This window comes from Nitratiruptor sp. SB155-2 (assembly GCF_000010325.1).
In the GTDB taxonomy this organism is placed as follows: domain Bacteria; phylum Campylobacterota; class Campylobacteria; order Campylobacterales; family Nitratiruptoraceae; genus Nitratiruptor.
The window spans coordinates 1,834,753-1,857,500 of the sequence record NC_009662.1 but is presented as its reverse complement, the minus strand read 5'-3'; the positions used below and the strand labels follow the sequence as shown (position 1 = coordinate 1,857,500).

At 39.9% G+C, this 22,748-nt stretch carries 22 protein-coding genes and 2 rRNA genes (1 of these 24 running past the window's edge); 21 read left to right on the top strand and 3 right to left on the bottom strand.

Features of this window, described 5'->3' with window-relative positions:
• The 15 genes from NIS_RS09765 to NIS_RS09695 all read left to right on the top strand — a co-directional run.
• Positions 1-1,023 (top strand): 23S ribosomal RNA (locus NIS_RS09765); it begins 1,885 nt to the left of the window's first position.
• Positions 1,024-1,151: 128 nt separating this feature from the next.
• Positions 1,152-1,267: ribosomal RNA gene (rrf, locus tag NIS_RS09760) — 5S ribosomal RNA — on the top strand.
• Positions 1,268-1,546: 279 nt separating this feature from the next.
• Positions 1,547-3,094, top strand: a complete 1,548-nt coding sequence (locus tag NIS_RS09755) for a DUF3373 domain-containing protein (RefSeq protein WP_012083203.1) — start codon at positions 1,547-1,549, stop codon at positions 3,092-3,094.
• A gap of 41 nt (positions 3,095-3,135) precedes the next feature.
• On the top strand, positions 3,136-4,242 hold the full coding sequence (locus tag NIS_RS09750; RefSeq protein WP_083754390.1) for a cache domain-containing protein: 1,107 nt from the start codon (positions 3,136-3,138) through the stop codon (positions 4,240-4,242).
• A 5-nt stretch (positions 4,243-4,247) separates the two neighbouring features.
• Complete coding sequence (locus NIS_RS09745; RefSeq protein WP_231852978.1) at positions 4,248-4,895, top strand: response regulator transcription factor; 648 nt, start codon at positions 4,248-4,250, stop codon at positions 4,893-4,895.
• Positions 4,885-6,039, top strand: coding sequence for a sensor histidine kinase (locus NIS_RS09740; protein WP_012083200.1), 1,155 nt, complete (start codon positions 4,885-4,887; stop codon positions 6,037-6,039). The genes NIS_RS09745 and NIS_RS09740 overlap by 11 nt, the downstream gene beginning before the upstream one ends.
• Positions 6,040-6,112: 73 nt before the next feature.
• Positions 6,113-6,664: a sulfur oxidation c-type cytochrome SoxX gene (gene soxX, locus NIS_RS09735; protein ID WP_012083199.1), complete on the top strand. Its 552-nt coding sequence runs from the start codon at positions 6,113-6,115 to the stop codon at positions 6,662-6,664.
• Positions 6,664-7,134 carry a thiosulfate oxidation carrier protein SoxY gene (gene soxY / locus NIS_RS09730; RefSeq protein ID WP_012083198.1) on the top strand — a complete coding sequence of 157 codons (471 nt, stop codon included), beginning with the start codon at positions 6,664-6,666 and terminating at the stop codon, positions 7,132-7,134. The genes soxX and soxY overlap by 1 nt, the downstream gene beginning before the upstream one ends.
• Before the next feature lie 18 nt (positions 7,135-7,152).
• On the top strand, positions 7,153-7,488 hold the full coding sequence (gene soxZ / locus NIS_RS09725) for a thiosulfate oxidation carrier complex protein SoxZ (protein ID WP_012083197.1): 336 nt from the start codon (positions 7,153-7,155) through the stop codon (positions 7,486-7,488).
• Positions 7,489-7,491: 3 nt separating this feature from the next.
• Entirely contained in the window at positions 7,492-8,262 is a 771-nt protein-coding gene (soxA, locus tag NIS_RS09720; RefSeq protein WP_012083196.1) for a sulfur oxidation c-type cytochrome SoxA, read from the top strand.
• A gap of 3 nt (positions 8,263-8,265) precedes the next feature.
• Positions 8,266-10,029: a thiosulfohydrolase SoxB gene (soxB, locus tag NIS_RS09715; protein ID WP_012083195.1), complete on the top strand. Its 1,764-nt coding sequence runs from the start codon at positions 8,266-8,268 to the stop codon at positions 10,027-10,029.
• A 15-nt stretch (positions 10,030-10,044) separates the two neighbouring features.
• The gene (locus NIS_RS09710) at positions 10,045-11,550 is read left to right on the top strand and encodes an OprD family outer membrane porin (protein WP_012083194.1); all 1,506 of its coding nucleotides are present in this window, start codon (positions 10,045-10,047) and stop codon (positions 11,548-11,550) included.
• A gap of 8 nt (positions 11,551-11,558) precedes the next feature.
• On the top strand, positions 11,559-12,302 hold the full coding sequence (locus NIS_RS09705; RefSeq protein ID WP_012083193.1) for a thioredoxin family protein: 744 nt from the start codon (positions 11,559-11,561) through the stop codon (positions 12,300-12,302).
• The gene (locus NIS_RS09700; protein WP_012083192.1) at positions 12,299-12,730 is read left to right on the top strand and encodes a DsrE family protein; all 432 of its coding nucleotides are present in this window, start codon (positions 12,299-12,301) and stop codon (positions 12,728-12,730) included. Before NIS_RS09705 ends, NIS_RS09700 begins: the two co-directional genes overlap by 4 nt.
• Positions 12,731-12,740: 10 nt before the next feature.
• Positions 12,741-13,646, top strand: coding sequence for a DUF302 domain-containing protein (locus NIS_RS09695; protein ID WP_012083191.1), 906 nt, complete (start codon positions 12,741-12,743; stop codon positions 13,644-13,646).
• On the opposite strand, the gene NIS_RS09690 is transcribed toward NIS_RS09695, so the two are convergent.
• Genes NIS_RS09690 through NIS_RS09680 form a run of 3 tightly spaced genes read right to left on the bottom strand, consistent with a single transcriptional unit; the run spans position 13,643 to position 15,609 of the window.
• Positions 13,643-14,680 (bottom strand): Mrp/NBP35 family ATP-binding protein, encoded by a 1,038-nt coding sequence (locus tag NIS_RS09690; protein ID WP_012083190.1) that lies wholly within the window; start codon positions 14,678-14,680, stop codon positions 13,643-13,645. The two genes, NIS_RS09695 and NIS_RS09690, sit on opposite strands and share 4 nt — an antisense overlap.
• Before the next feature lie 9 nt (positions 14,681-14,689).
• Positions 14,690-15,046: a hypothetical protein gene (locus NIS_RS09685; RefSeq protein ID WP_012083189.1), complete on the bottom strand. Its 357-nt coding sequence runs from the start codon at positions 15,044-15,046 to the stop codon at positions 14,690-14,692.
• On the bottom strand, positions 15,043-15,609 hold the full coding sequence (locus NIS_RS09680; RefSeq protein WP_012083188.1) for a hypothetical protein: 567 nt from the start codon (positions 15,607-15,609) through the stop codon (positions 15,043-15,045). Before NIS_RS09680 ends, NIS_RS09685 begins: the two co-directional genes overlap by 4 nt.
• A gap of 272 nt (positions 15,610-15,881) precedes the next feature.
• Here NIS_RS09680 and NIS_RS09675 point away from each other — a divergent pair, with 272 nt between their 5' ends.
• From NIS_RS09675 to NIS_RS09655, 6 genes are read left to right on the top strand one after another with little or no spacing between them, the layout of a single operon-like run.
• The gene (locus tag NIS_RS09675) at positions 15,882-17,009 is read left to right on the top strand and encodes a sulfurtransferase (protein ID WP_012083187.1); all 1,128 of its coding nucleotides are present in this window, start codon (positions 15,882-15,884) and stop codon (positions 17,007-17,009) included.
• Between the two features lie 12 nt (positions 17,010-17,021).
• The gene (locus NIS_RS09670) at positions 17,022-19,103 is read left to right on the top strand and encodes a molybdopterin-dependent oxidoreductase (RefSeq protein ID WP_197524279.1); all 2,082 of its coding nucleotides are present in this window, start codon (positions 17,022-17,024) and stop codon (positions 19,101-19,103) included.
• Entirely contained in the window at positions 19,025-19,930 is a 906-nt protein-coding gene (locus NIS_RS10335) for a molybdopterin dinucleotide binding domain-containing protein (protein WP_197524225.1), read from the top strand. Before NIS_RS09670 ends, NIS_RS10335 begins: the two co-directional genes overlap by 79 nt.
• Positions 19,931-19,941: 11 nt before the next feature.
• Complete coding sequence (locus NIS_RS09665) at positions 19,942-21,069, top strand: 4Fe-4S dicluster domain-containing protein (RefSeq protein WP_012083186.1); 1,128 nt, start codon at positions 19,942-19,944, stop codon at positions 21,067-21,069.
• Positions 21,066-22,280 (top strand): ethylbenzene dehydrogenase-related protein, encoded by a 1,215-nt coding sequence (locus tag NIS_RS09660; RefSeq protein WP_012083185.1) that lies wholly within the window; start codon positions 21,066-21,068, stop codon positions 22,278-22,280. Before NIS_RS09665 ends, NIS_RS09660 begins: the two co-directional genes overlap by 4 nt.
• Complete coding sequence (locus NIS_RS09655; protein WP_012083184.1) at positions 22,277-22,681, top strand: hypothetical protein; 405 nt, start codon at positions 22,277-22,279, stop codon at positions 22,679-22,681. The genes NIS_RS09660 and NIS_RS09655 overlap by 4 nt, the downstream gene beginning before the upstream one ends.
• The last annotated feature ends 67 nt before the right edge of the window (positions 22,682-22,748 follow it).

Sequence of the window (22,748 nt, the reverse complement as noted above, 5' to 3'; positions counted from 1 at the left end):
CCTTATGGGCGAAGCCGTGAACCGAAGCCCCGGTAAACGGCGGCCGTAACTATAACGGTCCTAAGGTAGCGAAATTCCTTGTCGGTTAAATACCGACCTGCATGAATGGCGTAACGAGATGGGGGCTGTCTCGACCAGGGATCCGGTGAAATTGTAGTGGAGGTGAAAATTCCTCCTACCCGCGGAAAGACGGAAAGACCCCGTGGACCTTTACTACAGCTTGGTACTGCCATCGGGATGGGGATGTGCAGGATAGGTGGGAGGCTGAGAAGCCCGGGCGCCAGCTCGGGTGGAGCCGTCCTTGAGATACCACCCTTCCTCATTCTGGTGGCTAACTCGCGTGTGTTATCCACACGGAGGACAATGCCTGGCGGGTAGTTTGACTGGGGCGGTCGCCTCCTAAAGAGTAACGGAGGCTTACAAAGGTTGGCTCAAAGCGGTTGGAAATCGCTTGGAGAGTATAAAGGCATAAGCCAGCCTGACTGCGAGAGAGACAACTCGAGCAGAGACGAAAGTCGGTCTTAGTGATCCGGTGGTTCTGAGTGGAAGGGCCATCGCTCAAAGGATAAAAGGTACCCCGGGGATAACAGGCTGATCTCCCCCAAGAGCTCACATCGACGGGGAGGTTTGGCACCTCGATGTCGGCTCATCGCATCCTGGGGCTGGAGCAGGTCCCAAGGGTATGGCTGTTCGCCATTTAAAGCGGTACGCGAGCTGGGTTCAGAACGTCGTGAGACAGTTCGGTCCCTATCTTCCGTGGGCGTAGGAAGGCTGAGGAGAGCTGACCCTAGTACGAGAGGACCGGGTTGGACGTGCCACTGGTGTACCAGTTGTCCTGCCAAGGGCACCGCTGGGTAGCTATGCACGGAACGGATAACCGCTGAAGGCATCTAAGCGGGAAGCCGACTCCAAGATGAGCCTTCCCTGAAGGACGGTGGAAGACTACCACCTTGATAGGCTGGGTGTGTAAGCGCAGCAATGCGTTTAGCTGACCAGTACTAATAGTCCGTTTGGCTTACACGTTTTATATGCACCGCCGCCTTACTGAGCTACCACTCTTTTGCTGCGAACAATGAGTGTTCTTTCAAACGATACTTGTCAAGCGACAAGAGAATTAAGTCTTTTACAAACAAAAGATTTACTTCTCTTGTCCTGGTGCCTATGGAGCGGAGGAAACGCCCAGTCCCATTCCGAACCTGGAAGCTAAGCTCCGCATCGCTGATGATACTGCACCCCTCGGGTGTGGAAAAGTAGGTCGGCGCCAGGCAAGATATTTTCTCACTGTAATTCCTGTTTTAACTAAATCCCCAATACAATAACCTATTTATAATCTTAATAAATTAACATGGATATCAAAACTCCGTAAATTCCTCTGTTAGCTCGTTAACAAACTATTAATACTTTCATGTTACAATTTAATATTATTATCAAAAATAAGAAAACATTATATTGTCCATTACTTTGACTTCCTAAAACTTAAGTAATCTTTAAATCCTAATCCACTATAATGTAATCTGTCCTATTCAAATTACGTAAGGAGAAGAGAATGAAAAAGTGGATTGCCCTTTCTGCAGTTGCTGCGATGGCTACAATGAGTTTTGCAAGCGGTAGTGCAAATAATGATGATTTAAGAGCTGAACTTGAACAACTCAAACAACAGATCAATGAACTCAAACAAGCGCAAGCAAAAATCAATTTGAAAGCATTGAAAAAACAGATAAGAGAAATCAAAGCGCATGATGCCGGTGATAATATCAAATGGAATGTAGATTTTAGAACAGCATATGATGTTATTGGGTATAAATATGCATCTGGTACAAGCAGTTGGAATGGTATTTTTACAAATAGACTTTGGCTTGGAATGGCATTTGCACCTACTAGTAACCTGGTTTTTAAAGGTCTTATCAGTTATTATAAAATGTATGGGCAGCTCCCAGCGCCTCAGCAAGGATTTAATTATTTTGATTGGATAGTAAATGAAACGCCTAATCCAAGTGGAGAATTGAGACTGAAAGAAGCCTATTGGCTCTATTTTGGTGATAGTTTTCTAGGTGCTGATATTCCTTGGACGGCAAGTTTTGGTCGCCGACCGGCTACTGATGGTCTCTTGGCAAGCTACAGAGAAGATCAAAATCCAAAATCGCCTCTTGGACATATCATCAATACAGAGTTTGACGGAGCAAGTTTCAAATTTAACCTTGAAAATGTAACAGGTGTTCCTGGTATGTATTTTAAACTCTGTATGGGCCGTGGTATGACAAATGCAAATACAAGATATGCTTTTGGTACTTTGCCAGATGCTTCATATACGAAAGTGAATGGATGGAGTAATACAGATTTAGCAGGGTTTATTTTTGTACCTTACGATGATGGACAATATTCTGTTCATACCACAGCTTTTAAAGCATTTAATCTACCAGGATATTTTGCGAGTCAATATGTTTGGGATGCTACTTTAAATACCTATATGCCTGATTTTACCTCTTTTGGACTAGTTCAAGGTGGCGATATGTATGGCGCTGCAGTAAGCTTTTTGGCGCAAGGAATAGGTGATGGTATCAATGATTTTCTAGATGATACAAATGCATTTGTTAGTTTTGCATGGAGCAAAACACTTCCTGGTGGTACGCATGTTGGAACATTCAATGGTGGTCCATACAATGGTGTCACAACAAATGTGCCTAATGCTATGTTAGGATCAACTGATAATAAATCCGGAACTTCAATTTATGTAGGTGCAAATTTTCCGGTTCCTATGATCGATGGCTCACGAATGGGTCTTGAATACAATCATGGAAGTAAATATTGGAGAAGCTTTACCTATGCCGAAGATACACTTGCTGGAAGCAAGTTAGCTGCTAGAGGTGATGCATACGAGATCTGGTTCAATAAAGAGTTGATCGGGAGAACTTTGACTGCACAGGTTCGATATACTTATATAGATTATAAATATTCAGGCTCACAATCATTTTTCGGTGAAGGTGGAAATCCTATGACAATGAATGATATCAGAGGTCTTCAAATGTTAGGATATCCAGTAAATGCTGTTGATAAGGCACAAGACCTTCGACTCTACGTACGATACCGATACTAATATCTAGCCGCCTTTGGCGGTTAGTATAAAAGGAAGGAACGATTTTCAAATTTAAAAAATGGCTTATAGCTTCTATCGCAATACTTCTTATCGCTTCTTCTATCTTTTTTTATATTTTTTCTCTCAATGTCGAAAAAAACCTACATGAAGAGATAGCAGATACGATCAAGAGCTACTTAGATAAAATCCTCAATAAGCAAAAATCCCAAGCTTTAACATTAGCGATACTTCTTTCTCAAAATGAAGCTTTGAAGGAAGCCTTACTGGATCTCGATGAAGCAAAGGGATATGAGATTCTGTCACAATCCCTTCAAACTTTACAACAGTATACCAATATACAAGGCGTAAGGGCTCAAGTCATTGCAAAAGATCTTACTATTTTTGCCAGAAATTGGGATAAAGATTTTGTTGGCATGCCACTAGACGCGTTCCGCAAAGATCTTTCCAGTTTTAAGATCAATAAACCTAAAGTTGCTATTGAGACGGGAAGACTCCTTTCTATTAAAGCAACTGCGCCTATTAAAAAGGGCTATAAAACGATTGGATATATGGAGATTATCTCCCTGTTCGAACCGATGACTACGGAGATGAGGAAATTAGGGATAGAACTTATTGTCTTGATGCATGAGAAGTATCTTGATGTAGCAACACTTATGAGAGACAATCCTGTAATAGGTACATATGTCATAAGCAATCGAAACTATAACAAATTGATTGCTAATAATTTGACACATGAAAAACTGGAAAAGATCGTGTTACAAGGATATGTGTATGATGGGGAGAATCTCTATTTTTATCATCCAATGTTCAATAGTGTTGGTGAAAATCTAGGCATTTTTCTCATTGCCATTAACAAGGAAGGGATAAAGAAATTTCAAAAGTATAAAGACTCCCTTTCATTTTTTCTTGCCTTTGAAAATGATGAATTTAGCGATATTATCGATATTTGGGAGCATCCAGAAGGAAGGTTTCGATCGGTGTATGATAGAAGCGTGGCTCTCTTTCTTGGAAAAAATGTGGATGCTAATCTAAAAAAAGATTTCGAATTGGAACTTCGTGATATATTGAAAAATTATAGTAAAGAAGAACTGATCAATATCATTGTTGAAAAATATCGTAGAACGAAAAAACGAGGAGTCATAAAGTGAAAATCATGGTTTTAGAAGATGAGTATGCACTTCGTATGAGTATTGAAGAGTTTTTAATCGATCTTGGGTTTGAAGTGGAGAGTTTTGAACGGGGTGATGAACTTCTCGATGCTTTATATAGTGCAAATTATGATATTTTGTTGTTGGATGTAAAAGTGCCTGGCATCAATGGTTTTGAACTGTTAAAAGAGCTTCGAGAGTCTGGGAATGAAGTGCCTGCAATTTTCATTACCTCTTTGACACATGTGGATGATTTGTCCAAAGGGTTTGAACTTGGTTGTTGTGATTACATCAAAAAGCCATTTGATCTCAAAGAGTTGGAGGTAAGACTGAAAAATGTTCTCAAAAGAGAGTGTTTTGGTGCCAATAAAGAGATGGTTGAACTGCCAAATAACTATACGTATGATTTGGAAAGATTCGAACTGAGACAAAATGGAGAAGTTGTTTCCCTAACAAAGCAGGAAAAAAGGATTTTAGAACTTCTGATCAAACAAAGAGGCAGTATTGTAAGTATTGAGCAGTTTTGTGATGAAGTTTGGGGTGAATACGTGGACCCTGCCAATATCCGAGTCCATATAACGAAACTTCGAAAGAAAATAGGTAAAGACATTATTAAAAATGTTCATGGTTTAGGATATAAAATTGATACTTGATGCAAAGAAATACGCCTTTCGATATGCTATATTATATACTCTCATCATTGGTATTCTTCTTTTCGTTCCGCTGTTTGTCTATACATCCCTTGTTTTAAATATCAATGAAGCAAAAAATGAGCGTGATTTAAAAGAGGTTGCACTCAAAATTGTTGGTAAAATGGAAGAATACAATAATGATGGTATTTTTCAGTATCCACGTTTTGCCGGGTACAAATCAGGATTGTATGATGTTAATTTTCATCCTGTATTTTCTCTTTTAGACTTTACTCCTACCGCTTTTTCAGAAGGATATCATAAGCAACGAACAAAGCGATATTATATTGTGGAACTGCCGGAAAATCTCTATTTTGGGGCAAAATATCTGATAGTTTCAAAAGAGTTTGATCCATGGAAGATTTATAGAACGAGTTTTTTGATCGGTTTCGGTATTGTTTTAATTTTGCTTCTTTTTTCCTATATCGTCTTAAAAAATTTCAGTTATCCCTTTGAAAAAGTGAATCAAACTCTTGATAATTTTATCAAGGACTCAATGCATGAAATCAATACACCTCTTTCCATTATCAATGTCAATATCGATCTTTTTACGAGAAAATTTGGTGAGAACCGTTATCTTTCACGTATAAAATCGGCTGCGAAGACTCTGAGCAATATCTACAACGATATGGATTATCTGATCAAAAAGGATAGAATCGAATATAAAAATGAAAAGATCGATTTTAGCTCCTTTTTACAAGAGCGAGTCGACTATTTTCAAGAGATTGCAAATCTTCGAAAAATCTCACTTGTTGCCAAAATCGAAACAGATATTACTATCTACATGAACCGAACAAAACTGCAGCGTATTGTAGACAACACATTGTCAAATGCAATTAAATATTCAAAAGAGAGATCTTGCGTAAAAATCTATCTGAAAAAAGTTGGAGATCAGGCGGTTTTAACCATTAAAGATTACGGTATCGGGATAGAGAATCCTAAAAAGATATTTGAACGATTTTACCGTGAAGACCATGATAAAGGTGGTTTTGGAATAGGCCTTTGTATCGTACAAAATATTGTTCAACAAGAAGATATTGGACTCAAAGTTGTTTCCAAGCCCGGGAAAGGGACCGCATTTATCTACTACTTCAAACTTTTTGTATAAATCTATAAATTTCTTTTACATTTTTTTTACACTTAATTGCTACCATTTTGTAACCAAGCAAGAAGGAGTTGACATGAAAAAGGGTTTGATTGCAGTGGTACTCTCCTCTTTAGTGCTTACTGGTCTAAGTGCGAAAGATTACAAAAGTGCCATTGAGTCGCCTGATGCGACGAAAATTTTGGAGAAGGATAAGTTACCCCCTCCAAAAAAATACACCATGCCAAAGGACTGTATTACAAAAGATCCTTTGGCAATCGCTCGTGGGAAGTTTATGTTCCATAATCTCAATGGGAAAAAGGCGAAGCAGGCTCCTCCTACTGGACTGACTCGATATGTGGTTGTCAATGGGAAGAAAAAGCCGAAGCAGTATGGCAACTGTGTTGCTTGTCACAACATCGAAGGTGCTGTAGGACCCGGAAATGTCGGTCCAGATTTGCACAACTATAAAAAACTTTTTATCGATACAGGTGTGCGAAGTTATCAACATGTCTACCAACAGATTGCCGATCCAAGAGTTTTCAATCCGACGACGCATATGACTGTCAATTTGACAACAAAACTTTTTACACCAAAAGAGATTTGTGAAATTACATCCTATGTAGTGAGTGAGAAAAAGGAGAAATAATGGAAAGAAGAAGTTTTTTAAAAGGGTTAGGAGCCGTACCGGCAATAGGTCTTGTGGGCGTTAGCAGTGTCAATCTTTTGGCAGATGCAAAAAAAAGCAAACCAAAAGGAAAGAATGCCATTAGTTTTAAAAAGGCGCTTTCTGTAATTACTGATGGAAAGGGAGCCAAAGAGAGTGCAAAAGTGAAACTCACTGTTCCTGAAATCGCGGAAAATGGTGCGGTAGTTCCTGTAAAAGTGAGTGTGGACGAACCTATCGAAAATGTCAAATCGATTCATATTTTATCTACGAAAAACTCAAACGCAAGATGTGCGGATGTTTTCTTGAGTCCAAGAAACGGGAAAGCCTATTTTGCAACACGTATCAAACTGAGTGGAACACAAGAGGTCGTAGCAGTTGCTGTTTTGAAAAATGGAAGTGCGATTATGGCAAAAAAACCGGTAAAAGTAACTATCGGTGGATGTGGATAATAAAAAAAGGAGCAACAGATGGCGAAAAGAAAATCAATTATTAAAATCAAACCTAGAAAATATAAAGTTGGTGATATTGTAAAAGTTGATTTTATCGTGATCCATCCAATGGAAACAGGGATGAGAAAAGATAAAAAAACAGGAAAAATCAAACCTTTGCACTACATCAATGAGGTGAAGTTCTACTTCAATGATGAGCTATTCACGACAATTTTACCGTGGGAGACTGTTTCGACAAATCCGTACTTTTCGATCAATATGAAAGTAACGGGTCCTGGAAAAATCAAAGTGGTGTACAAGGACAATCTTGGTGAAGTACATGAAAAGAGTAAAAAAGTAAAGCCGAAAGGATAAGCCATGAAGAGATTACTATCCTTTGCCCTCTCACTTGCTTTGGCCTCTTCAATGGCCATTGCAGATGAGAAACTGAGTATGACAGAAGCTGATCGCGCCCTTTATCAAGAGATGCTGGAAAACAATCCAGCCGATATTTTCGTGGAAGAGGGTGCAGAAATTTTGGAAGAACTTGGTGGAGAAGAAGCACTTGCGAAGTTTTTGGGTGTGAGTGAAGATGAGCTTCCTAAGTATATCGCCGGATTTCCAAGATATATCGACAAGATAGGGATGGTCGTAAGCATTGATCAAATGCTGCAAGCATTTATGTATGACCAGGGCAAAAAGCCATATAAGCTCAAATCTGCATTGATGGATTCATTGCAGGCCTATGTAAAGTCGATAGCTAATGGCGAGAAGATCAATATCGATGTAAATGCCAATGAGCATATGAAAAAAGCCTATAAACTGGGCAAGCAGATGTTTGAACTCAGACGAGGTAAAAGAGGACTTTCATGCTATAGCTGTCATAGTCCAGATGTTGTAGGTTTGCGTCTTAGAATGCAGATCCTTCCTGATCTTGGCGCACCAAAAGTGAAAGCTGCTGCCACATGGCCAGCATACAGAATGACAAAAGGCAAGATGTTTACATTGCAAAAGAGATTTCAGCAGTGTATGAAAAATGCTCTTTTGGCCAAAATCCCTTTAGGAAGCCCGCAGATGGTGGCACTAGAAGTGTACGTAACCAGTATGGCTAAGGGAGAAGAGATCCATATTCCAGGGTTAAAAAGGTAGATTATGAATATCAATAGACGCGATTTTTTGCATATCGCTGCAGCTTTAGGATTGATGGGCGCAAGTGGTGGGAAACTCCATGCAGCAAAAAGAGCCGATGAGGTGACAGCAAGCGATATTTTGGATTTTGATCCTGTGGGGAAGGTGACACTGCTACATATATGTGATATGCACGCACATTTAAAGCCATTATACTGGAGGGAGCCATCAACACTTATCAGTGCAAAAAATCTTGTAGGAACACCAGGCTTTTTATGTGGAAAAGCTTTCATGGACTTTTACGGGATAAAGCCAAATACGTTGGAAGCCTATTTTGATACCTACCTCAATTTCGAAGAGTTAGCGAAAAAATTTGGGAAAATGGGTGGCGTGGCCCACATGAAAACCATTATTGACGAGGTTCGTCGTGACCGAGGTAAAGACAATGTGCTACTTTTAGATAGTGGCGATACCTGGCAAGGCACGGCAGTAGCTTTGAAAACAAAAGGAGAAGCCATCGTAGATGCGCAAAACTATCTTGGCGTTGATGTGATGGTTGGACACTGGGAATTTACCTATGGCAAAGAGCGGGTAATGGAGCTCCTTGACAAACTCAATGCCGATTTTGTGTCGCAAAATGTGGTAGACAATGACCCATTCAGTGATACATTCGAAGAAACTGTCTTTAAACCTTATACCATCAAAGAGGTAGGTGGAGCGAAGATCGGTATCATCGGTCAATCTTTTCCATTTACATCCACTGCAAATCCAAAACGATTTACCGAAGGATGGAGTTTTGGTCTGAGACTTGACTCACTGCAGGGCTATGTGGATGAACTGAGAAAAGAGAAAAAGGTCGATTGCGTTGTGCTTCTGAGTCACGATGGATTTAGTGTAGACCAAGAGGTGGCCAGGAAAGTGCATGGCATCGACTTTATCCTCAGTGGCCATACGCACGATCCTGGACCAAAACCGATCACTATTAATGGGACAACGATTATTATAGCAGGAAGCCATGGAAAATTTATAGGAAGACTCGATATCGATATTCAAAAAGGACGCGTGAAGGATTTTCGCTATAAGCTGATTCCTGTTGCATCAAAATTGATTCCAGCAGACAAAAAAGGAATCGAACTGGTTGACAAGTGGTACAGACCTTACAATAAAGAGTTAAATCAAGTTATTGGAAAGACAAAAGGAACGCTTTATAAGCGAGACACCTTCTATTCAACATTCGATGCACTCATAGGCGATGCGATTCGTGATACGATGGATTGTGAAATATCTTTTACGCCAGGATATCGATGGGGGACGACACTGTTGCCGGGTGACGATATTTTGGTAGACAATGTCTATGAGATGACTGCGATTACCTATCCGGATGTATACACATTTGAACTCAAGGGTGCAAAAATAGCAACACTTTTGGAAGATATCGCAGATAACGTATTTAATGCCAACCCACTCTACCAGCAAGGCGGTGATATGAGTCGGCTAGGTGGCGTGAGTTATGACATTCAGATATCTGCACCAAGTGGAAAGCGTATACGAAATCTAAAAATTAATGGAAAAGAGCTTGATCCAGACAGAAACTATGTAGTAAGTGCCTGGGGAGGGAACCTGCAAAATGCAGGTGAGCACCTAAGAGAAGCAAAAATCAAGCCAGTATACGATGTGGTAGTAGATTATGTCAAAAGAAAAGGAACGGTGGATATTTCCAACAAATCTAATGTGAATATCCTCGATTACGATTGTGGATGCCCTAAAAAGGGTGGAATCTGTTCATAAATGAAAGGAGAAAATATGAAACTATTGAAATTAAGCTTAGCAGCGGCGGTATGTATAGCAGGAGCGACAGCAACAACTGCAATGGCGAAAGAGAAACGATCTCTCAAAGGAAACATGACACTTAAATACAATGTTTTGCCAGGTGAGGCAAATAGTTTAAGTGAAATGTTTACGAAAGGTGAATGGTACGGAAGATTACGGTTCAACTCGTTTCTTTGGGATTGGGATACAGAGGATTATTTAACCGGTGGTAAAAAGAAGGATAACTGGGCAATAGGAATCGGTGGAAGTTTCGAGTATAAAACGGCGTACTGGAACGGATTTGGAGCCACTGCAGCTTTGTATACATCTCAAAATCCATGGCATATGGATAAAAATGAGGTAGGGTATGTTAAAGCTGGAAAAGATACATTTTCAAGGTATAAGGTTAAAACGGAAGGTACATTTGGCATGACGGTTTTGGCCCAAGCATATCTTGAGTATAAGCGAAACAAAACAAGTCTCAAAGTTGGACGCCAAATTTTTGAAAGTATGCTTACAAAAAGTAACGATACGAAAATGATCCCAAATACCTTTGAAGGATACAGCCTCACAAGCAAATATTTCAGTGGTACGACTATCAAGTTAGCATACTTTTTAAAGCAAAAGCTAAGAGATCATACCTCTTTTCACGATGTAATCACTTTTAAAGATGCAAATGGTGAGAGTTGGGCAAACAACGATGACAGTGCAGTGAATAAAGCCTTGAGTTATGCCAATTTCGTTGCTGCTGGAAAAGATCCAAATCATGACTTGATCGTTGCTGAAATTGCAAACAAAAGTCTCATTCCAAATCTAAAACTGAAACTCAACTATACGACTGTTCCAGAAGTTGTGGCACTTGGTGCGATTGAAGCGCACTACAAGATACCTGTAGGTAACTATAACCTTGTGCCCGGTTTTCGATATATCAAGCAATGGGATAGAGGTGCAGATGATATCGGTGCTCTTGGTGTCGCAGTAGCAAACTTGAAAGGAAAAAGTGCAGGATACGATGATCCATACAGTGTCGACAGCTCTGTTTGGATGGCACGCCTTGATCTGAAAGCCAAAAACAAAATGTGGTGGGCAAGGGTTGGTTACTCGAAGGTAGCGGATGATGCAGATATCATCGCTCCATGGAGAGGTTTCCCAACAGGCGGCTTTACAAGAGCGATGGCACAATACAACTGGTATGCCAATACCAAAACATGGATGGTCCGAGGTGTTGTCAATTTTGACAAAGCGGGTCTCGTTCCTGGACTCAAGGCAAGCCTACGATATGCCATGCAAGATTTTGATGATAATAAGGCAGGAGTACAAGCAGATAGCAACATCGTTCATCTGGATCTTGTTGAGAAAGTCAAATCCATTCCTGGTCTCTATCTCAAGTTTAGAACAGGTATAGTAAATGGAGATGATAATACATATGATATCAATGGAAAACTCAAAGCTGATCCATCCTATAACGAATATCGATTTGAGATCAACTATCTGTTCTAAGGAGTACAATGTTCTACATCGCGCTGTTCTTTTTATCGCTTCCTCTTTTAGCGACTCAAGGGTATGAGGTCTACAAACAAAGATGTGCCTCATGCCATCTTGAACATGTGGATGTAAAAACATTGCAGAAAAATTTTTTACATGACAATACTATTTTACATCTCAAAGCCCCCTCAATCAACCAGATCTCCTATAGACTCAAAACGAAGGTAGGAGATCCCCATGGGGACAAAGAGTTCCAAAAAATGGAAGCGATAGAGTTTGTCAAAGAGTATGTGAAACATCCTGACAGACAAAACTCTATCTGTTCTAAAACGGTGTTGGAACACTTTGAAACGATGCCAGCTATCAAAGGTATCAGCGATGAGGATTTGGAAAAAGTAGCTGCATGGATATATGATCAAAAAAGTGACGTATTGCCGAAAAAAAGAGGATTTGATTTTGACAAAATTTTGCAACAAGCAAAAAAAGAAAATAAAATCATCATTCTTGAAGCAACTTCTCCAACGTGTCACTACTGTAGATGGATGGAGAAGACGACACTCAAAGATAAAGAGGTGCAAAAGAGATTACGTCAACATTTCATATTTATCCCAGTGGATATAACAAAACAGAAACTTCCATTGGGTATAGAGTGGAATCTTACACCCAGTTTTATCTTTATAACGCCTAAGGGGAAGATTATAAAAACAGTTCCTGGAGCTTGGGAAAAAGAGGATTTTTTGAAGATACTTGATGAGGTGCGAAAATGAGAGCGCTCATGGGGCTATTTCTATTTTTATCTTTTCTGGTTGCAGATACGGAATTTGCTAAGCCAGAACCTAGCATTGACAATCCAAGAAAGATTGTCTTTCCTATTACCAAAGGGGATGATGAATCGATCAATCATGTTTTAAGTTCAGCCAATAACGTGATGAAGTTTTATGGACCAGAAAAGGTAATGATAGCGATTATCTGCTATTCAAAAGGTATTCGTACGCTTCTGAAAAAAGAGAAGAAGATTGCTGCAAGAGTGCGAAGCCTCATGACATATGATGTGGAGTTCATCGCCTGTGGCAATACGATGCGAACAAAAAATATAAAAAAAGAGGATCTCATCGAAGGGGTAGAGATTGTTACTGCCGGTATAGTGGAGTTGGTGGAACGAGACCTCAAAGGCTGGATCTATATACGACCATGAAGGAGAATGAATGAAAAAGATTGTGATACTACTTAGTTTTATTGTTGCGCTTTTTGCAAATGATCATATCATATTGTTTGCTACAAAGGCAAAAGTGACACCTGCGCACATAGAAGAGGTGTTTCAAAAAGCGGGTTACTCTATACAGCAAAATAGAGATATGAATGGTCCATATAAAAAACAGTTTAAACAGACAGATTTCGATATCTATACCTTGATGACTGTCTATTATCCGAAAATTGCAATGGACACAGTGGTACAATATCCAGATAGCGGGATTTTTGCACCCTATAGCATTGTTATTTATAAAAAGAAGGGTGAAGAAAGAACCTATGCGGGCGTACTGAGTGCGAAAGCAAAAGCACATATTTTGGGTACCAATGAACTGGACAGTTATTTTAAGAAGCTTGAAAAATTGGATGTTGAAACACTGAAAAAAGCGCTTCCCGGAGCAACAAGGGTCACTTTAAATTATCAGCCGCAGCAAGTGAAAGAAAAACTTCTTACGAAATACAGCTTCGAAGTAGATGATGAAGAAGCTTTGGATACAAAAGATGAACTTGAGATGATGATAGAAGATGGCTTGAAACCCATCGGGTTTGTTATGGCGAATTTCAACGATTTCAATTACGACCTCAAAGAGGCAAAAATCAACGATTTTATCTTTTATGATACCTATTCTCTTTGTAAATTGAAAGTGATCTACAATATTTCAAAAGTACGTCCGGAAGCAGGGGTTTTTGCGCCGTGTACAATGGCTGTGTATCAAAAAAGAGGAACGAATACAATGCATATAGTTTTTCCAAATATCTATAACTGGATTGCTACACTCAATATTAAAGATCCAAAACTGATCAAGATATTGGAAAAAGCGCAAAAGGATATGATCAGTGTGATCGAAAACGCCTTGCCTTAAGAGGCAAGGTTGAATTTCGTGGTTTGTAAAAGATTGTCTACTATCTCTTGATAATATTTTTTATGTCTTGCTTCTCCCATAGCTACAGGAGGCATTCCTTCATCGCTTAGAGAGCGAATCTGCATCTCCAAAGGAATCTGCCCAAGAAGTGGCACATCATACTGGATGCTAAGCGCTTTCCCGCCGTCAGCACCAAAAATATCGTATCGTTTGCCGGTATCAGGGGCGATAAAATAGCTCATATTTTCAATCAGTCCACCAATATGCACACCAATATCTTTGAACATCATAATGGCTCTGCTGACATCGTCGGCTGCAACCATTTGTGGCGTTGTAACAAGAACTCCGGCAGTAATTGGCAATTCCTGTGCCATGGTAAGCTGGATATCACCGGTGCCTGGTGGCATATCGATAACCAAAAAGTCCAGTTCCCCCCAGTCGACATCTTCTAAAAACTGAATGAGTGCACTCACAGCCACGCTACTTCTCCATACAAGCGGCGTATCAGGAGATGGTGTGGTCAGGCCGACACTCATGATTTTGATGCCAAAATTTTGGCTTGGTATTATCTTGTCATTATCGTCCCAGCGAAGCTTTTCATGCTCGACTCCTACCATCCGGGGAATGTCGGGACCATATACATCTGCATCCAGTAGTCCAACTTTATATCCTTTTTGTGCTAATGCGATGGAAAGATTGGTGCTAACGGTACTTTTTCCAACACCCCCCTTGCCACTGGTGACGGCAATGACATTTTTTGCATAGGGTGCTCGGTTGTTTGGTTTTGCAGTTGAGCCGTAATTGATCGATTTTTTTGGCTGGGCTTTGAGTGCAACTTCTACATTTTTATCTTTCAAAAGGTCTTTGATAGCACCTTCAATGATAGGAAAAGCCTCTTGGTTGGCCATATTAAGTACGATTTTGAGCTTCCCGTTTTCTTCTTTTATAGAATCAACTGTTCGAAGTTCGACGATATTTTTACTCAGACCCGGATACTGTACATTTTTTAAAAGCTCTAAAATATTTTTCTCCATACCTTTCTCCTATTCGTAAGGATTTGTTCGAAGTCGTTGCTGAATGAGCATCATCGTACTTCTTGTTTTTTGGATATAGCCGCCGATAATCTCTTTGGACTCCGGAAAACGCTGCAAGAGTTCTTGATACGTTTTGATACGATTGTTGAGAAGCTTTGTAAAAGCACCGATGAGTTCCAACTCTTTATTTTTTGCTTTTGCCTGCTGTAAAATGGTTTTGAGCATCTTTTCCCTATCTGCCAAATCCACTTCCAAACCTGCTTCTTTTGCGATTTGCTGAAATTCAAAATTGGTAATATATGTTCCATTATAATGCAGTGCTAAAAGCTGCTTTTCAAAGATGCTGAAACCTTGCCCCTGCTTCATGAAAGCTCCTTCAATCGTATTTCGGCTGCTTTGCTCACATCCTTATCCACATCTTCAACCAGTTTTTCTAAAATCTCTTTTGGCGTAGCCGGATTTTCTGCAACTCTGAGTCGGACCAATTTGTCACTATCGCTACTAAGCTTCTCCAGAAGCTCTTTTGGAGCATTGGGATTTCCGCTGATACCATCTCGTACAATCTTTTCATCTTCAAAAAGTGTATAGAGGCATTCTACCGGAGTGTTGGGATTGGTCGCAACAAGTGCACGAACAAGATTGACGCTGTCTTGAGAGAGTTTTTCCAGAATCTCTGCAGGAGTATGGGGGTTTTTTGCTACAGCCCATCTACTTCCCATATCCTCTACTTCACTCAGTTCTATAAGAAGCTGCGTCATGATAGGACTTTTCCCTTTTTCTCTATCATAAACACTCGTTCGTAGACTTAAGTTCATAGCGACCATGCCAACTACTTCCATATCATCCTTGAATGCTTTAAAAATCGCTTCTACCTTTTCTAATGGAAGCTCTTTATTTTCCAATAGTTCCAACGCTTCATCTCTATTCATACAGATTTTCTCCTATTTTTTTCTTTATATAGTAGCAAAAAAAAGAAATTTTACTACGTATCATTTTTATTTGGAAATGAGTTAAATTTTTTTGATGCAAAGAGCGAAGTTGCGCAATTATGAGACAGTGACATTTGAAAAGAGTCCTGATATTGGGATATGAAGTATTGTTTAAGTTTCATTTTAACGGTTTGGAAATATAATGGGGATGAGTGCAAGGATGCCCTAAATACGGGTATAAGCGCGTATGATATTATCCATAAGGAGATGCAATGAAGAGGTTGTTGCAAGCCATCTTGATGTTGGCTTTAGTTGCTGGTGCTTCTTTTGCTAAAGAGCAGTTGACAATCAGTGCAAAAGAGGCGTACAAGCTTATAGGCAAACCAGGAGTCATGTTTGTGAGTGGTGACAGTGAAACGGCCTTTGAGAATGGTCATATCAAGGGTTCGGTAGATATGTATGCACACCATTTGCACCACTCCGATATTATGGGAAGAATGCATTGTGCTCCGCTGTTTATGTGTCCAAAAGATGCTGAACACTATATCGGTGCACATGGAATTGACAACAACACAGTTGTCATAGCATACGATAACTATAGAGGTCCAAATGCAACAGGTGTATTGGCGTTTTTCAAAAGCTTTGGGCACAAGAAAGTGTATGTTCTTGATGGCGGTGTTGAACAGATCAAAGCGTTGGATCCAAATCAAAAAAAATATGACAAGCTGAAAGCGGAATCAAGAAAGATCAAAAAAGCGTACAAAAAGGCCAAAAAAGCCGGAAATATGGCTGAATACAAAAAATTGAAAGCCGAGTACAAAGCTATCAAAAAGAAAATGAAAAAACTCGCAAAAAAACTTATTATCCAAAGAGGTGTGAAAAAAGTTGACTTAGGAAACGGTCACTATGCATACCTTTGTCCAGAAAAAGAGAGAAAAATCAAACCGAAACATTATAAAATCGACCCGAAAAAAGTTGATTTGAGCTGGGTTGCAGGCAAAAACGAAGTGTATCATGCAGTACTTGATAGACTCAAAAATGGGGATAAAAGTAAATATGTGATTATTGATACAAGAAGTATGATAGAGATCATTGGTGAAAGAAAAATGGATAATGTTGCACGAGGCGGACATATTCCTACGGCAAAATTTATCGAATGGAAGAATATCACAGACTTTAAACGCAAGCTTAGCTTTAGAGACAAAAAAGAGTTAGAAAAACTTTTCAAAAAAATGGGCGTAACAAAAGATAAAACAATCTATGCATACTGCCAAGTTGGTACTGGTCGGGGATCTGATATCATCACAGCCCTTAAACTACTTGGATATCCAAATGCGAAAGTATATAGCGGAAGCTGGGATGAGTGGGGCAACGATATGAATTTACCTATTAGACGATAAGGAGTTGGTCGTATGAGTACAGTAGTGAATAATAAAAGAAGAGACTTTCTTAAAGTATCTGGTGCTACAGCGGCACTTGTAGCAAGCAGCGGAAGCTTGTTTGCAAAAACAGATGTGATCAAAGTAGAAAATGGGAAGCACAACTATCCCAACACGACATATACCGAGCAGATGTATAGAAATGAGTTTGGGTTTACATACGGAAAAAAAGAGGAACACGGATATGCGTATCACTGTGTAAACTGCCAGGGAAACTGTGCTTGGGAAGTATGGGGTAACAATGGTGTGGTAACTCGTGAAAACCAGAGTGCACGATATCCAAGAATCAACCCGAAAATCCCTGATTTCAACCCTCGTGGATGTAACAAAGGGATTCAGCATTCGCAAGTTATGTATGAAAAAGATAGAATCCTCTATCCTATGAAACGGGTAGGTAAACGAGGCGAAGGAAAATGGAAGAGAATCAGCTGGGATGAAGCGGCTGAAATCGTAGCACAAAAGATTTGGGATGTTATGACTGATCCTAAAAAAGGTCCAGAAAGACTTATGGTTCATGCAGGAACAGGTCTTTTGACAGAAGGTCGACGGGGAGCACCTCTAAGATTTTCAACGCAGCTTGGTGCATACCGAATCTATCCTGCTTCATACCTAGGGGATATGTTTAGTGGTGCTGCGGTTGCATATGGTGAGGGTAACCTTGGATGTACATATGATTTTATGTATACAGTCGATACCGCTGTATTTTGGGGAGGTAACCCAAGTGTATCAAGAATCCCTGATGCACACTTCGTCTGGGAAGGAAAATACAACGGAGCGAAAATTATCGTCATTACTCCAGAATTTAACGCTTCTGCAAAATCTGCAGACCTTTGGATCCCTATTAAACCTGGAACAGACCAGTTCTTGGCAATGAGCGTAATGTATGAGATTTTGAAAAATAAATGGTATAAACCAGGATATATGAAGATCTATACCGATTTGCCGTTCTTGGTACGACTGGACAACAAAAAACTCCTTCGAAGGATAGATCTGGAAGAGCCTCATAAAGAGGAAGATCACGAGCATTATGAGGCGCAATTCTACACAATGAACAAAAAAACCGGGAAAATCGCTTTGATGCCTGGTAGTGAAGGGAGCGAGCATAAAACACTTGACATCAGTGAGATGGGTATCGATCCTGAGCTTGAAGGTGAGTGGGAAGTAACATTAAAAGATGGCAAGAAAGTTAAAGTAACAACTGTTTTTGAGATATTGAAGAAAAATGTAGAGCAGTTCGCACCTGAAAAAACACAAGAGATTACTGGTGTGCATCCTGACACTGTAAAGGTACTTGCAAAAGAGATAGCTCTACCAAAAGTAGTCGAAATCACAACTGGATTTAGCTTGAACAAATACCATAACGGTATATTGAATATCTGGAATATCGCTTCAATCTGTGGTTTGACAGGACGGCTTGGACCATATGGCGGACTCAATACAGAAAACGAATTTAGCTTGAGTGGACTTGGAGCACTCTCTGGATTTAGTGGAAAATATAAACCACGATTTGGGTCTGGATTTGTTGGCGAGTTCGTATTTGGTGATGGCCTCAAAACGTTTGAAGAGTATTTTAGTGATGAAGATGTCAAAAGAGCGACTGGTGGTAAAATCAGTAAGAGTGAATATATCAAAATTGTCGAAGAGGCACTGAAAAACGGAGAAGACGGAAAAGATAGGACAGAAGAAGAGGAGTATTATAAGCCTTGGTGGACTCCAGAAGTGGCACTCATTGTTGCTGATTCTAAATTTAGACGCAACAAAGGAAGTGAGTATAGAAAAGCATTCCTCAAAAAGACAAAATTCTTTGCATATGTTGATTATAAAATGAGTGAAGCAGCAATGTTTGCTGATGTACTTTTGCCGGCAAAATCACACTATGAAGTATACGACATCCGAACAAGTCCCGGATATCACAGATTTACAAACCTCGCTCAACCAATTGCCAATATGAAACCAGTCGGTGAAGCAAAAGATGAGTGGAGCTTATTTGCATTTTTGGCAAAAAACTGGAAGAGATTGCAAATAGACCAGAAAACAAAGCGAAAGCAAAAGTAAAAGATAGCAAAAAATATGCAAAAACGGGATATAGAGATCTTGCAAATTTCTATAAAGAGTATACGAATACAGACGAAGAATCTGAAGCGGCAATGGAGCCGTACCTGGGAACTGACAAACTCGCTGTTCAGGCTGCACTTGAAAAATGTGAGCAGTATGCGCCATGGACAATGGAAAAGATGTATGCAGCGGGTGGTTTCTTGCAATTAAATGAGAAAGCTGCGAAAATGAGTCCACTCTATGCAGATAGGCCATACAACTCTGGTGAATTTACACTTTTCAAACTAGAACCGTTTGAAACATTGACAGGTCGACAGACTTTCTATGTTGATCATCCAACATATTTGAAACTTGTTAACGGTACAAACTATGCACTTAAACCGTTGGCACCACAAAACAAAAAGAATCCATTTATGCTGATGACGCCGCATGCACGATGGTCTATTCACTCTAACTGGAAAAACAGTAGAACATTGCAGCGACTCCAAAGAGGGGTACCTTATGTCGCAGTCAATAAAAAGATTGCCGAAATGAAAGGTATCAAAGATGGTGATACCATCAGAATCTTTAACGAGCTTGGAGAATTTTACGCAATGGCCAAAGTGAGTTCATCTGTCGCTCCAGATACATTGGTTATGGAGCATGGTTGGGAGCCATATCAATATCTCTTTAACAAAGGGCACAATGAGTGTGTTCCTATGTCACTCAACCTTTTAGAATTAGCAGACGGATGGGGACACCTCAAGTTTGGTGGTCTATGGGATGGTAACCAGTATGCGTATGATGGCGCAGTGAATATTGAAAAATCTACGAAGTTTACATATTAATAGGAGTTGGCATGTCTAAAAGACAATTAGCAATGGTAATGGACTTGAACAAATGTATAGGCTGTCAAACCTGTACAGTAGCATGTAAAACTCAGTGGACCAACAGAAATGGTCGAGAGTACATGTACTGGAATAACGTTGAGACATACCCAGGTGACGGATATCCAAAAAAATGGATGGAACTTGGTGGGGGTTTTGATGCCGCTGGAGATCTCCAGCCTGGTATCATTCCAAACATCGAGGCAGATTATGGAGTTCCTTGGGATTATAACTATGAGTCACTTGCAGAACAAAATCTTTTAAGTGATAAACCTGAACCTGGTTTTAGACCTGATCAAAGTCCTACTTGGGGTCCAAACTGGGATGAAGATCAAGGTGATGGTAACTTCCCAATGGACAACTATTTCTTTTATCTTCCAAGGATTTGTAACCACTGTTCAAATCCTGGATGTTTGAGTGCTTGTCCAAGAGATGCTATCTTTAAGCGAGAAGAAGATGGAGTTGTCTTGGTAGACCTCGATCGATGTCAGGGATATCGATACTGTATAGCAGGATGTCCATATAAAAAAATCTACTTCAACCCGAAAATCTCTAAGAGTGAAAAGTGTATTCTCTGTTTCCCTCGTGTTGAACAGGGTCTTCCACCAGCGTGTGCTCAAAGCTGTGTAGGACGAATCCGGTTTGTAGGCTTCTTGGATGATGAAGAGAGCCAAGTATATAAATTGGTTCATAAATATAAAGTTGCGTTGCCACTCAGACCGGATTATGGAACGCAACCAAACGTATACTATGTTCCACCGGTAGATACTCCTCCAAAATTTGATGAAAACGGAAAAATAATTGAAGGAAGCGATCGTATTCCTATGGAAGAGTTGGAAAAACTCTTTGGGCCTGCTGTCCATGATGCGATCAAAACGATCAAAGCTGAGCGAGAAAAACGTAAAAAAACTGGAGAATCAGAGCTTATGGATATCTTGATTGCATATCAGCATCAAGATATGTTTAGACTTGATCACAACTATTATGCTGAAGTGGCGAAGAAAAAAGGAATGAAGCCATTGCCACTTGTTGATGAACGATATGTTGCTGGTAAACATACAAAACCATCATCAATATCCCATTTTAAGGTGCACGCATGAGAAGAGTAGTACAATTAGCAGCAGCCCTCAGTTTGGCTGCATCGGTAAGCATCGCAGGAAACGTTGTTACGGCAGTGAAGGTGAAGAGTTTTAAATATCTCAAATGTGGTTCCAAACTCGTTCGCAAGTATGCAAAATTTCAAAAAGTGGTGGTGTACCCTCAAACCACGTTACACTTTAATGATAAAAAAGCAAACGAGCTCAATAAAGATGCAAAAGCAAAAGTTATTGAAGTTGCTGCATTTACGGATGGTAGAAACATAGCTATTGTTACAAGATGGCCTGACAAAACAAAAGATGTATACAAGGGATACAAAAGCGACATCTATCCAGATGGTTTTGCCGTACAGTTTGCAAGTGATGCAAGCAAACCTGAAAAACTTCCTTATATAGGTATGGGGAGTGATGGTCGCCCAGTTGCAATCTATTTGAGAAAGGCGTATGCACAAGGTGTTTATGAACCAAATGGCCATGGTGACGTTGCGCATCAGGTTAATGAGCACAATACAAACTATTTTGGAAAAAGTCTTAAAAAATTTGAAAAAGAGGTGAAAAAATTAGGTGTACGTCCTTACCAAAGAGCATTTGTCAGTGAAGGGTTTCGAAGCATGACAGAGATCAAAGACAACTCTGCAAACTTCAGAACCGATATGTATTATGTGAAGAAATATCATAAATGGGGCGGTATGGTTGTACGACCTATCAAAGATGCCTATGCCAAACCAACAAAAAACGAGTTTGCTGTTGCGATTGCTGTTTGGGATGGAAAAGAGCTTCAAAGAGATGGATTGAAAAGACTCTCTAGCTGGATTGCTGTACGACTTCCGGGGGCAAAAAACAAAGCTCTTGAAAAAGTTGTCAGTGAGCGAGTAGGTGGTGACGTGAAAAAAGGAAAAGAGCTTGCTATGACCAATTGTGCAAGCTGCCATAGATGGAAGGGTGCCGAAATGGCTCCAATGTATATGGCTCCAGATTTAAGCAATATTGGTGGTCAAGCAACAGCTGCGTACATTAGAGAGTCAATACTAGATCCAAATGCAGTTGTGGTACCAGGGTATAATAGAAATTCGCATCCAAACTTTGCATGGTATACAGTGGACGACAAAGGCCACAGAACTTCTGCTATGCCTCCATTCAACTATCTCAAACCACAGGAGATCAATGACTTGGTGGCATATATGCAGACACTCAAAGCGGAGGTTGAAAAATGAAAAAGCTTGTAGTACTTAGCCTCTTCGCTGCTGCAACTCTTTTTGCCAGTAGCGGAGAATTTCAAAAAAAAGGATTTTTGACGACAGAATGGTGTGCAAAAAATGATCTCTTTGCAGATTGTCGACTCGAATCCTATCATTGCGGAAGTGAAGGTTGCTATAAAAACTGGAATCCAGGTGATCCAGAAAAACGCCAAATAGTTCTTTATGTGCATGACGAGAACAAAATCTACTATGTCAAGCCTTCGGGAGTCAATGTAGCCGAATTGATAGAAAAAGGTGGAAATAGAAATGAGGTTACATTGATAGGAAAACTGGAAAATGATAAAAAGACAATCGATGTAAAAGAGTTCAAAGCACCTCCTCCTCCAAAAAAATCTTTCTTTAAAGGTTGTCTCTAATCGAGTTGCCCTTTGGGGCGCTCAATTAGTTTGTGAGTATATTTGATTTTTAACCTTTCCATACTAT

What these genes read in the sequence shown, in the direction of transcription:
- NIS_RS09745 (WP_231852978.1), top strand. Translation starts at nt 4,248, where the DNA reads ATGGTTTTAGAAGATGAGTATGCACTTCGTATGAGTATTGAAGAGTTT.
- NIS_RS09695 (WP_012083191.1), top strand. Translation starts at nt 12,741, where the DNA reads ATGAAAAAGATTGTGATACTACTTAGTTTTATTGTTGCGCTTTTTGCA.
- NIS_RS09685 (WP_012083189.1), bottom strand. Translation starts at nt 15,046, where the DNA reads ATGAAGCAGGGGCAAGGTTTCAGCATCTTTGAAAAGCAGCTTTTAGCA.
- soxX (WP_012083199.1), top strand. Translation starts at nt 6,113, where the DNA reads ATGAAAAAGGGTTTGATTGCAGTGGTACTCTCCTCTTTAGTGCTTACT.
- soxA (WP_012083196.1), top strand. Translation starts at nt 7,492, where the DNA reads ATGAAGAGATTACTATCCTTTGCCCTCTCACTTGCTTTGGCCTCTTCA.
- soxY (WP_012083198.1), top strand. Translation starts at nt 6,664, where the DNA reads ATGGAAAGAAGAAGTTTTTTAAAAGGGTTAGGAGCCGTACCGGCAATA.
- NIS_RS09655 (WP_012083184.1), top strand. Translation starts at nt 22,277, where the DNA reads ATGAAAAAGCTTGTAGTACTTAGCCTCTTCGCTGCTGCAACTCTTTTT.
- NIS_RS09700 (WP_012083192.1), top strand. Translation starts at nt 12,299, where the DNA reads ATGAGAGCGCTCATGGGGCTATTTCTATTTTTATCTTTTCTGGTTGCA.
- NIS_RS09660 (WP_012083185.1), top strand. Translation starts at nt 21,066, where the DNA reads ATGAGAAGAGTAGTACAATTAGCAGCAGCCCTCAGTTTGGCTGCATCG.
- NIS_RS09680 (WP_012083188.1), bottom strand. Translation starts at nt 15,609, where the DNA reads ATGAATAGAGATGAAGCGTTGGAACTATTGGAAAATAAAGAGCTTCCA.
- NIS_RS09690 (WP_012083190.1), bottom strand. Translation starts at nt 14,680, where the DNA reads ATGGAGAAAAATATTTTAGAGCTTTTAAAAAATGTACAGTATCCGGGT.
- NIS_RS09710 (WP_012083194.1), top strand. Translation starts at nt 10,045, where the DNA reads ATGAAACTATTGAAATTAAGCTTAGCAGCGGCGGTATGTATAGCAGGA.
- NIS_RS09675 (WP_012083187.1), top strand. Translation starts at nt 15,882, where the DNA reads ATGAAGAGGTTGTTGCAAGCCATCTTGATGTTGGCTTTAGTTGCTGGT.
- NIS_RS09705 (WP_012083193.1), top strand. Translation starts at nt 11,559, where the DNA reads ATGTTCTACATCGCGCTGTTCTTTTTATCGCTTCCTCTTTTAGCGACT.
- soxB (WP_012083195.1), top strand. Translation starts at nt 8,266, where the DNA reads ATGAATATCAATAGACGCGATTTTTTGCATATCGCTGCAGCTTTAGGA.
- NIS_RS09665 (WP_012083186.1), top strand. Translation starts at nt 19,942, where the DNA reads ATGTCTAAAAGACAATTAGCAATGGTAATGGACTTGAACAAATGTATA.
- NIS_RS09755 (WP_012083203.1), top strand. Translation starts at nt 1,547, where the DNA reads ATGAAAAAGTGGATTGCCCTTTCTGCAGTTGCTGCGATGGCTACAATG.
- soxZ (WP_012083197.1), top strand. Translation starts at nt 7,153, where the DNA reads ATGGCGAAAAGAAAATCAATTATTAAAATCAAACCTAGAAAATATAAA.
- NIS_RS09670 (WP_197524279.1), top strand. Translation starts at nt 17,022, where the DNA reads ATGAGTACAGTAGTGAATAATAAAAGAAGAGACTTTCTTAAAGTATCT.